General features: G+C 46.3%; 4 protein-coding genes and 1 pseudogene. All 5 read left to right on the top strand.

The window, feature by feature from the left end:
- The first annotated feature begins 257 nt into the window (after window positions 1–257).
- The 5 genes and pseudogenes from GBN19_RS01065 to purL all read left to right on the top strand — a co-directional run bounded on the left by GBN19_RS01065 (window position 258) and on the right by purL (window position 11,334).
- Window positions 258–1,352, top strand: a complete 1,095-nt coding sequence (locus tag GBN19_RS01065) for an ATP-binding protein (protein WP_151776844.1) — start codon at window positions 258–260, stop codon at window positions 1,350–1,352.
- Between the two features lie 132 nt (window positions 1,353–1,484).
- Window positions 1,485–4,007: pseudogene (locus GBN19_RS01060) on the top strand (DUF5682 family protein).
- Entirely contained in the window at window positions 4,004–5,134 is a 1,131-nt protein-coding gene (locus GBN19_RS01055) for a VWA domain-containing protein (protein WP_151776843.1), read from the top strand. Before GBN19_RS01060 ends, GBN19_RS01055 begins: the two are co-directional and overlap by 4 nt.
- Window positions 5,131–7,239, top strand: coding sequence for a hypothetical protein (locus GBN19_RS01050; protein ID WP_151776842.1), 2,109 nt, complete (start codon window positions 5,131–5,133; stop codon window positions 7,237–7,239). The genes GBN19_RS01055 and GBN19_RS01050 overlap by 4 nt, the downstream gene beginning before the upstream one ends.
- Before the next feature lie 258 nt (window positions 7,240–7,497).
- On the top strand, window positions 7,498–11,334 hold the full coding sequence (gene purL / locus GBN19_RS01045; RefSeq protein WP_151776841.1) for a phosphoribosylformylglycinamidine synthase: 3,837 nt from the start codon (window positions 7,498–7,500) through the stop codon (window positions 11,332–11,334).
- Window positions 11,335–11,390: the final 56 nt, after the last annotated feature.

The raw sequence follows: 11,390 nt of genomic DNA, 5'->3' as shown, positions 1-11,390 counted from the left end.
TAGATGAAAAATTATTGCGAGTTTTGCAGTGAGGAGTGTTACTCCGCAAGATGGTTTCCTTGCGAAGCTTTGCTTCTCATTTTGCCGAAACAAAAGTAGATCGAACCGAAGGTTATGCTGATATTTGACCAAAGCCTTTAAGATTCCGAGTAGAAACCATCTTAAGTTAGAAAATTCATATTAATCATCATAGTGCTGACTTGATTTATTTGGGTCGGCATACAAAGCAATAGATCACAATAGAATTGGTTAAGTACATGACACAGCAACAGATTATTAAACAGAGTGCCGAGCAGCGTTTTCAGGAAGAACTGGACATTTTGACCCAAAATGATGGTGGTGCTGCCAAGCCATTGGGCTGGGTACGCTCACCTAAGGCTGTCCGTCAGTTTATTTTAGGCAATGAACAACTCAAGATCAGCCGTAAGTTTTTTGGGGATGATGCACTGGTCGATCGAGCCATTGTGACTTTACTGGGTAAACAGGGCTTGATGTTAGTAGGTGAACCAGGAACCGCCAAATCCATGCTCTCAGAATTACTGGCAGCCGCGATTAGTGATGATTCTGGTTTAACCATTCAGGGCACGGCAGGCACAACGGAAGATCATCTGAAATATTCATGGAACTATGCCTTGCTGCTTGCTGAAGGGCCGAATGAAAAGTCGCTGGTGCCATCGCCTGTGTATCAAGCCATGCAGCAAGGGAAGATTATACGTTTTGAAGAAATTACCCGCTGCCCGCCTGAAATTCAGGATGTACTGGTGTCGTTAATGTCTGAAAAAACCATGATGATTCCTGAGCTTGGGCAGCAAGGGCGAGTTTATGCCAAGGCAGGGTTTAATATCATTGCCACAGCCAACTTACGTGATCGTGGTGTGCATGAAATGTCTTCGGCACTCAAACGCCGTTTTAACTTTGAAACCGTTAAGCCCATTGCCGATGCTGTGTTTGAACGTGAACTGGTCTTTACTCAGTTGCAACGTGAATTGGGCGATTTGTCAGCACAGGTCAGTATTTCTGAATCGGTGATTGATCTGCTTGTGACGATCTTTCAGGAATTGCGTCAGGGAACCACCAAAGATGGTACCACCCTGAAAACTCCAGATGCGGTGATGTCAACCGCTGAAGCGGTGAATATTGCCTATGCTGCGGCATTGGAAGGTTATTACTTGGGAGATCAAAGTTTAAATGCTGCGGCGATTGCCAAACAGTTGATTGGCGTGGTGCTGAAAGATAACCCTGATGATGCCAAGCGCATGCGTTTTTATATGGACAATGTGGCGCGTGAACGTGCCAAGCAAGATGCAACATGGAAAGCCTTTTTTGATGCAGGTAAAACCTTCTGGCAATAAGCCTTGTGCGCTTTCTTCATCAAGTTCGTGTGATGCCTGTTGATGCAGGCAATCGCACGACCCAGTTTGCATCGGGTCTGTCATGGTTTGAGTTGACAGACCTTGCGACCCTGCCTTGGATATAGATCACACATGACTGACACCACTTTGCCTTCCCGTTTACAGCAAGCCCAACACTGGCAAAATCAGCTTGCTGAACGTGGCATTCATTTTCTTGCTGTTCGCCATCATAGCCCTGCCTGTGCCTATGCAACTTTACAGGCATTACAACAATTACAACCTGCCCATGTGCTGATTGAAGCCCCTAAATCATTCAATCCATTACTGAATGATTTGCAGCATCCTGACAGTCAGCCACCACTGGCAATTTTATGTCAGACTGAACTGAGTACGCCGAATCTAGTGCCAGAATCAGGCGCAGAGACGCCACAGAAATACTATCGCAGTGCTTATTTTCCATTTTGTGACTATTCGCCTGAATGGGTGGCGTTACGAACCGCTAAACAGATCAATGCACAGGTGGAGTTTATTGATTTGGCGTGGTCAAGTCAGGTCGCGCATGAACAGCAAGTCAGTCACACGCAATCATGGCAGGCGCAAAGTTTGCAGCAGGAGCGCTACTTGGCACATAGCCAGTATATTCAAGCACTGGCGAGCCGCCTGAATTGCCGTAACCATGATGAACTGTGGGATCATTTATTTGAACTGAAATCCAAGGCTGAACTGAGCCACTGGCAGCAATTTTTTGCTGAAGTGCAGCTCTGGTGCAGCATGTCACGACTGGACTATGAGCCGAGTGTGCTTGAGGCAGAAGCCTCACTGATCCGTGAACGCTGCATGTTGCAATCGATTTTAGACTGCCATACACAGGCGCAGGGAGATATTTGCATTATTACAGGTGGTTTTCATACCTTGGCACTGATTGAGGAGTTGGCAGGGCAGTTATTGCAAGACTCACCGAAGCCCCTGAAAAAGTTTAAATCTGCCGATCAGGAGGATCAGGCATGGCTGATCCGTTATAGTTTTGACCGTTTGGACGCCTTGAATGGTTATGCCTCAGGCATGCCATCCCCTGCATTTTATCAACGCTGTTGGCAGCAATTGAATACGCTGTCTGAACGGAGTGATGCCGAGCAACGTCAGCGTTTATGTATTGATGTCATTTCCGATTTGTCACAACAATTGCGTCAGCAGCAAGTTTTGGACAGCAGTTTTATTACCGTAAAGACCGCCAGTGAGCAGGCAGTGGGTTTGGCTGCCTTGCGTGAACATGCACTGATCAGCCGTTATGACCTGATTGATGCCTGCCAAAGCAGTTTTGTTAAAGGCAGTCTGGATGATGGGCAGCAGGCATTTCAACAGACGCTGATGCAGCTTTTGAGTGGGGCGAAGCTTGGACAAGTGGTTAGCTCGACCCAAACGCCACCGCTACTGGCGCAAGTGGAGGAACTTGCCAAAGCGCATCGTTTTAAACTGGATGATACCACCAGCAAACGCGCTAAACTCGATGTACTGCGTAATCCTAAACATCGTTTACGCAGTCGTTTTTTACACTTACTCAGTTTCTTGCAAGTAGGTTTTGCCCGACATCAGACAGGTCCTGATTTTCTGACAGGCGGGCAGTTACATTTACTGTTTGAAGAATGGGAATATGCGTGGACACCGCAAGTTGAAGCACGGCTGATTGAACTGTCTGCGGAAGCGGGGGATGTGCAGAGCTTAGCCATTCAACAATTGCTTCAATTGAAACAGCGTTTTTATGAGGCAGGTCAAGGACGTTCATCGCATCAGGCGGTGCAGTTGCTGCTGCGTGCTGCGGTGATGGGACTGCATCAGCAGATTCCTGCCTTGTTTGCCGAAGTGCAGCAATATTTACCCAATGACCCTGAGCTGTCTTCGGTGATTCAGTGCGGACAAAAGCTATTGAACTTATGGACAGGTAAAGATTTCCTCGGTTTTCGGCAACAGCCTGAACTCAAAGCCTTACTGCAATAGGTTTTGCTGAGTGCCTTATTTTTACTGGAACAACACAGCACACCTGCGCCTGAGCAACAGCAAGCTGTACTGCAACAGGTGTTGCAATTACGCGAATTGGCACAGCAGATTGAACGGATTCTAGATTGCCCTCAACAATTATTGAGTCAGCTTTATCAAAGTTTGCAGCGTTTGGATGTTGCATGGCAGAAAATTGATTTGTTGGCGGGTGGTCGAGATGCATTGGCATTTTTAGATGGGAAATATGCCGAGCAGGATTTACAGCAATCGCTGTTACAGCGTTTTGGCATCGGGGCAACTCCTGAACATGCGGTGCAATATTTGTCAGGCATTTTACAGGCTGCGCCCGAGTTGTTGCTGCATTATCGGGAATTGGGCGATTTGCTCAACCAACTGCTGAGCTCTTGGGATGAACAGACGTTTATTGCATTATTGCCCGATTTACGTTTTGCCTTTACCTATTTAAAGCCCAAAGAAACGGCACATTTTGCTGAACATATGGCACAGCTCAATCAAATGTCGAGCTTGAGTCTAACCGTGGTCAGCAGCGAAATTTCACAAACCGAAATGTTGCAAGGTGTGCAGCTCAATCAACAATTAGTGCAACTCCTTCAACAGCAACAATTAGAAATGTGGTTCACGCAGGAGGAGCAGGCATGAAGCAAGAATACGATACGGCTGCTCGTTGGCGCTTGGTGCTTGGGCGTTATAGCGACCGTGCCTTAAATCAGGTTCAGCTCGATGCTGAACAACTGCGGTTGGAACGCACATTGGATTATTTGTATAACCGTGAATATGACGGGCGTGGGCAAGTTGCAGGGCAGTCCCGTCATGGCTCACTGGACAATTCACAACTGACGGCGGTGAATTGGTTAAATAGCGCCCGCAAGCTCTTTCCACAAAGTACTTTTGAACGGGTGCAGACCCAAGCAATTGAGCGTTATCAGCTCGATGGTTTACTCAAAGATGCCAATACTTTGCAGCACCTTGAGCCGACTCCGCAGCTTGCCAAAGCTTTACTGAGTATGCGCGGGCGAATGAATAGCGAAACCCGTGACGCTGTGCGCGAGATTATTCGTCGTGTGGTCGAGCAAATTGTTGCCCGTTTGAAGGCAAATTTTGTCAATAGTATGCATGGACGCAAGCACCGTTTTCGCCGTTCATTGGTGGCGAATAGTCAAAACTTTGACTGGCGGCGTACCATTCAGGCCAATCTGAAACATTACAATGTAGATTTACAAAAACTGGTGATTCAGCAGCCATTTTTTAATGCGCGGGTACAACGACATTTGTCGTGGACGGTAATTTTATGTGTTGACCAAAGTGCCTCAATGCTAAGTTCGGTGATGTATAGCGCGGTCTGTGCCAGTATTTTAGCCAGTTTGCCTGCGGTGAAAGTACATCTGGTTTTATTTGATACCAATGTGGTCGATGTTTCACATCTTGCCAGTGATCCTGTGGAAGTTTTGCTGACTGCACAGCTTGGCGGGGGAACAGATATTGCCAAAGCGGTGAACTATTGTGAGCGTTTGGTGACTCAGCCGAATCGCACCATTTTTACCCTGATCAGTGACTTTGAAGAAGGCGGTTCGGTGGCGCATTTACTGGGGGGAATTAGCCGTCTGAGTAGTCAGCAGGTGAAGCTGCTTGGACTGGCGGCGCTGGATGAACAGGCACAGCCTGTGTATGACATGCAAATGGCCCAAAAACTCAGTGAACGTGGCATGTCTGTGGCTGCGCTGACCCCTGAACATTTTGCTGAATGGATGGCAGCGGTGATGCAATGAGCTGGAAAATTCAATATTTATCTTATGATCAGGACAGTCTGTCCACCTTTGCTAATGCGGGATTGGTGCGCCGTGCGTTAAAAGATATCGATGCCAATAAAGTCAGTTTGCAAGAAGAACAACCTGATCAGGTGTTGATTCAAAGTGATGGTCAGCAGGTCTGTTTGAGTGCAACAGGCTTACATCAGGCACAATGCTCTTGCCCTGCAACAGGTGCGTGTAAGCATATTGTCGCAGCGGTGCTGTGGCTACAGCAAAATCACAACAGTGTTATGACCACAGGCGAAAGTTTTTCAACCGAGGAAACAACCCATTCAGTGATTGAGGAAGCATCGCCTACGGTTGATGTCTTGGCGGAAATGTTGGCGCTTGATTTGGATCAGATTGCCAAGAAAATTGGGAAAGCTGCTGCGAAAAAAGCCATTCAGTGGGCACGACAATGGCAAAAGCACAGTATCAAGATCAGCATCGAAGCCTATCGGATTCGAGTACAGTTGCCTGAGTTAGATGAGCAAGTCAGTTGTCTGGCTGGGGCAGGTTTTGCAGGCATGCTGTCCGATGTGGAAAAAGATCAGCCAGCTTTGCACTTGGCGGCACTGAGCTTGGTGCAGTTTCAACATGGAAAAATCTGGCAACAACTGGAGTTGAGCGATCAGGAAAATCCCGCCTTGCTCAGTGACAGTGAGCGCCAGTTTATTCAGGAGCTACAGCAAGATCTGATTCAGTTATTACAACAGGGCTTGGCACATATTAGCAGCATGACTGCACGGCAGTTGCATTTACTTAATGTTTCTGCACGCAGTGAAGGTTTGCCCCGTTTGGCAGGTATGTTGCGTCAACTCAGTGGTCAGGTGAGTGCGTTAGTGCGCCGTGATGAACATGCCAATGAACGAGAAAGCCTGTGCTATATCGTACAAATGCTGAGTTATCTGCATCAGTTGCAGCACAGTCATGCTGAGCATTTGATTCAGTTACGTGGACAGTCAAGGCAGAGCTATCCACATGATCGCGAACAGGCAGATTTAGATTTATTACCGCTCGGGGCAAGATGGTGGCATACCCAAGGTGGTGCGCGCGGTTTAAGTTTGTATTTTTGGGAAATGCAGCAGCAGCGCCCAATTGATGTGACCATCGCCCGTGCTCAAGGGCAAGATTCTACCTTTGACCGTTATCGGGCTTGGGGGCAGCACAGTATTTGGCAACATACTGCCGAAAGTTTGATGCAGCGACATGTGCGCTTGTTGCAGCCACGGTTTTCTGAGCAGGGTCGTCTGTCTAGTTCAGGTTCAAGTCAGGCACAGACTCAGCTTGCCCAGTTAAGCTTGGAACATTATCAGCCGATTTTTGAGCAAGCCGCCTTTCAAGACTGGCAACAATTACAGCAACACTGGCAAAGCCAAATGCAATCTGTGGAAGGTTTAGCACAACAGGTGTTATTGAAGATTGCCCGTTGTGACTCGCCTCAGGTCGATGAAATTGAACAGTGTTTGTGGTGGTCAGTTTACGATACTGCGGAGAATGTTTTGCAGCTACGTTTGGACTGGAACACGCAAAGTCTGGAACGTATCCGTAAACTGGAACGCTTGTGTCTTGAACCTGAAAAAATTGTTGCGGTGTTTGCATCATTATCAGTTCAGTCACACCAGTTGCGTTTAACGCCGATCAGCTTGTTTTTAGATGTGGTTCAGCCTAGACAAGTGTTATTTCAACTTGATTTTGATGCTGTACCGCATCAGAAAAAAACGCTGAAAGACAGTATAGTTGGGCGAATTGAGCAATTGCTCGCCAAGAAAAAGCAACATCAACAGCACGGTCAACTACAGCAAACTTTGGCTCAGCGTTTATGCGAACCTGTGCTTGATGTACTGTGCAGTTTAAGCAGTTCAGGGAGTTTATGGTTGACCGACTCGCAGCGCCAAATTTTGCAAGATCAGCAACAACTGGCACAACAAGCGGGCATGTCATTGCTACAACAGCAATTGGCACAGACACTTGCCAGACCTAAGTTGACCATCGATCACCTAATTCGTCTGGTCTATCTCTGTGACATGGCGATGCGGATGCAGGTGAGTTTACCGATTTATATTGCAGATGAAGCGGCATAAAAGGATGAATCGGCAGCTGAAATACAGCTTTCAGTCGCCGATTTGTTATACAGTCAGATCAATTCGAAAAAAAAATTGTGTTTTAAATAAGCAGCGTAAAAAAAATATATCGAAAAAATAAAGACTTCATGAAAATTCGTTTACATAATCCTGATTCTTGATCTAGCTGATTTGGGCTTTTCACAGTAGAATATGCGCTCTCTCTAAGTCACATTGCGGTAACGTCATTAACGACAAGCCCGTGGAGCCAAAATCAACATGTTTATCGTGGCCGGTGCCTCAGCGCATTCTTCTTTTAAGAAAACTCAACTATTATCACGTTTGACGTCAATTAGTTCTGTTCAGTCTTTTGATAGCCAGTGGGTTTATCTGTTTGATCAAGCGCTCAACGAGCAGCAATATCAGTCAGCTTTACAACTTTTAAATGATGGTCAGTCTTTCGAGTTACGCCAAGCGGCAGCCGATGAAATTCAAATCTTGGTGACTCCACGTGTTGGGACAATTTCACCATGGTCGTCTAAAGCAACCGATATTTTCCAAAACTGTAATACCCCTGTACACCGTTTAGAGCGTGGTCTTTTATTTACGCTAAAAGGTGTCAGCGACGTTTCTCCTGCGGTGAAACAAGTATTGCATGACCGCATGACTGAGACTGTATTTGCACATTTAGATGATGCTCAAGCACTTTTCTCAGAAACTGCACCAAAGCCATTGAACTCAATTGATATTTTGGGGCAAGGCAAAGAAGCACTGGTTAAAGCGAACCAAGAGTTTGGTTTTGCATTGTCAGAGCAAGAAATTGATTATCTGACTGCGGCTTTCACAAAATTGGGTCGTAACCCGAACGACATCGAATTGATGATGTTTGCTCAAGCCAACTCTGAGCACTGCCGTCATAAAATCTTTGGTTCAGAATGGACAATCGATGGTGAAAAACAACCATTGTCTTTGTTCCAAATGATTAAAAATACCTATAAAGAATCACCGAATGACGTGTTGTCGGCATATAAAGACAATGCTTCGGTGATTGTCGGTTATGACACCATGCGTTTTTATCCAAAACAAGACGCAGAAACAGGTCATTACATCTATAAATACAAGAGCCAAGCGGCTCATATTTTGATGAAAGTGGAAACCCACAACCACCCAACTGCCATTTCTCCATTTGCAGGTGCGGCAACAGGTTCGGGCGGTGAAATCCGTGATGAAGGCGCGACAGGTCGTGGTGGTAAGCCAAAAGCAGGCTTAACAGGCTTTACCGTATCTAACCTGAACATTCCTGGTTTTGAACAACCTTGGGAAGAGAACTACGGTAAACCTTCACGTATGGCATCGCCATTACAAATCATGATCGAAGGCCCTTTGGGCGGTGCAGCGTTTAACAACGAATTTGGTCGTCCAAACCTAAACGGTTATTTCCGTACATTTGAACAAAACGTGAATGGTGAAGTGAAAGGCTTCCATAAGCCAATCATGATTGCAGGTGGTTACGGTAATATTCGTCCTGACCATGTCGAGAAAGATGCGATTCAACCAGGTGATTTACTGATTGTACTTGGTGGTCCAGCCATGTTGATCGGTCTTGGCGGTGGTGCTGCATCTTCTGTAGATAGCGGTACCATGGGTGAAAGCCTTGATTTTGCTTCGGTACAACGTGAAAACCCAGAAATGGAACGCCGTTGCCAAGAAGTGATCGATACCTGCTGGCGCTTGGAAGATGCTAACCCAATCGTGTCTGTACATGACGTGGGTGCGGGTGGTTTATCCAATGCTATGCCTGAACTGGTGAATGATCACGAGTTAGGTGCAGTGTTGAACTTACGTAAGATTCCATCGCTTGAACCTGGGATGTCTCCAATGGAGATCTGGTCAAACGAAGCGCAAGAGCGTTATGTTTTGGCGATTCGCCCAGAATCTTTGGCACAGTTTGAATCGATTTGTGCGCGTGAACGCTGTCCGTTTGCTGTACTAGGTGAAGCGACAGAAGCACGTCACTTAACTGTTGAAGATCCATTATTTGAGAACAAGGCAGTCGACATTCCAATGCAAGTGATGTTGGGTGGTACGCCACGTATGCAACGTTCTTACGAAACTATCGAACGTCAAGGCGACGATTTCGATGCTGCTCAAGTCGACTTAAAAGATGCGATTTTCCGTGTCTTGAAAAACCCGACCGTTGCATCTAAATCATTCTTGATCACCATCGGTGACCGCTCAATTACAGGAATGGTTGCGCGTGATCAAATGGTTGGTCGCTGGCAGGTTCCTGTTGCTGATGCAGCAGTCACCACCACAAGCCTTGAAGGTTACACAGGTGAAGCAATGGCAATGGGCGAACGTCCACCTGTTGCATTGCTTAACCCAGCAGCATCTGCACGTTTGGCTGTTGCTGAAGCCATTTCAAACATCATGTGTGCCAACATTGAACAGATTAGCGACATTAAATTGTCTGCGAACTGGATGGCAGCAGCAGGTCAGCAAGGTGAAGACCAAGCTTTGTTTGAAGGTGTAAAAGCGATTGGTATGAAAATGTGCCCAGCGTTAGGCATTGCAATTCCAGTCGGTAAAGACTCGCTTTCAATGCGTACTACTTGGAATGATGATGGTGTCGATAAAGCCGTCACTTCACCAATGACAGGGGTCATTACTGCATTTGCACCTGTTTTAGATGTTCGCAAAACATTGACTCCAGAATTGAAACAACTGGATGATTCAGTACTTGTGCGTATTGATTTGTCAAAAGGTCAGTTCCGTTTAGGCGGTTCGATCCTTGCACAAGTGTATAAAGCAATCGGTTCGGTTACTCCAGATGTCGATAGCTTCGATGACTTCAAAGCATTCTTTGCATTGATTCAGGACTGGAACAATCGTGGTCTGATTCAGGCTTACCATGACATCGGTGATGGTGGTTTGTTGGCAACTGTTGCTGAAATGATGTTCACTTCACGCCTCGGTGTGGCTTTGGAAAACCAAAGCACTGAAAGCTTGTTTGCTGAAGAAATTGGTGCAGTGGTACAAATCAAAGCAGCAGATTGGGCTGCACTTGAAGCTGAAGTTGCGGCATCAAGTTTGAAAGATGCAATTGCGGTTGTCGGTCAAGTCAACAACAGCGATCAGTTAAATGTGAATGGTTTGACTTTAGAACGTGTTGAATTACAACAGGCATGGACAGAAGTTTCACATCAAATCCAGCGTTTACGTGATAACTCTGAAACTGCGGATCAAGAGTTTGCGTTGATTGCTGACAAAAACCACAAAGGTTTGATTGCACAACCAACGTATGACTTGAATGAACCTGTTGAAGCACCATTCTTGAACCTTCGCCGTCCAAGCATGGCAATCTTGCGTGAACAAGGTGTCAATGGTCAGATTGAAATGGCAGCTGCATTTGACAAAGTTGGCTTTAACACCGTCGATGTTCACATGAGTGATTTACTTGCAGGTCGTGTTGATCTAAATGACTTTGAAGGCTTGGTGGCTTGTGGTGGCTTCTCTTACGGTGACGTGCTAGGCGCTGGTGGTGGTTGGGCAAAATCAGTATTGTTCAATGCAAAACTGCGTGATCAATTTGAGAAATTCTTTAACCGTCAAGATACATTCACTTTAGGTGTGTGTAACGGCTGTCAAATGATTTCACAACTTGCACCGCTTATTCCAGGTGCAGAAGCTTGGCCTCGTTTCCACCGTAACACATCAGAAGTGTTTGAAGCACGTGCAGTGAACGTCCGTGTCGAAAAATCAGCGTCTGTGTTGTTGCAAGATATGGAAGGTTCGATTTTGCCAATCGCTGTTGCACATGGTGAAGGTCTTGTTGTTGCAAGTGCTGAGAACTTGGCAAGCTTGCAAGCAGGCAACCAAGTGACGTTACGTTATGTCGACAGTCATGGTCAGCCAACGCAGCATTATCCGTTGAACCCGAACGGTTCACCAGATGCGATTACAGGTGTAACCTCTAAAGATGGTCGTGCAACGATTATGATGCCGCACCCTGAGCGTAACTTCCGTGCGATTCAACATTCTTGGTCGCCTGAGGGTTGGACTGAAGATGGTGCATGGTTACGTATGTTCCGTAATGCACGTAAATTTATTGGTTAATCATTGATTTAGCTAAGTTAAGAAGCCACCGCAAGGGTGGCTTTTTTGTTGCCTTA

The sequence above is a fragment of the Acinetobacter brisouii genome (assembly GCF_008993995.1).
GTDB classification, from domain to species: domain Bacteria; phylum Pseudomonadota; class Gammaproteobacteria; order Pseudomonadales; family Moraxellaceae; genus Acinetobacter; species Acinetobacter brisouii_A.
Note: the sequence above shows the minus strand (reverse complement) of the source record. Positions and strands in the feature narration are given on the sequence as shown.

Excerpts from the sequence above, each read along its gene's own strand:
- GBN19_RS01065 (WP_151776844.1), top strand. The coding sequence starts at position 258 with ATGACACAGCAACAGATTATTAAACAGAGTGCCGAGCAGCGTTTTCAG.
- GBN19_RS01055 (WP_151776843.1), top strand. The coding sequence starts at position 4,004 with ATGAAGCAAGAATACGATACGGCTGCTCGTTGGCGCTTGGTGCTTGGG.
- GBN19_RS01050 (WP_151776842.1), top strand. The coding sequence starts at position 5,131 with ATGAGCTGGAAAATTCAATATTTATCTTATGATCAGGACAGTCTGTCC.
- purL (WP_151776841.1), top strand. The coding sequence starts at position 7,498 with ATGTTTATCGTGGCCGGTGCCTCAGCGCATTCTTCTTTTAAGAAAACT.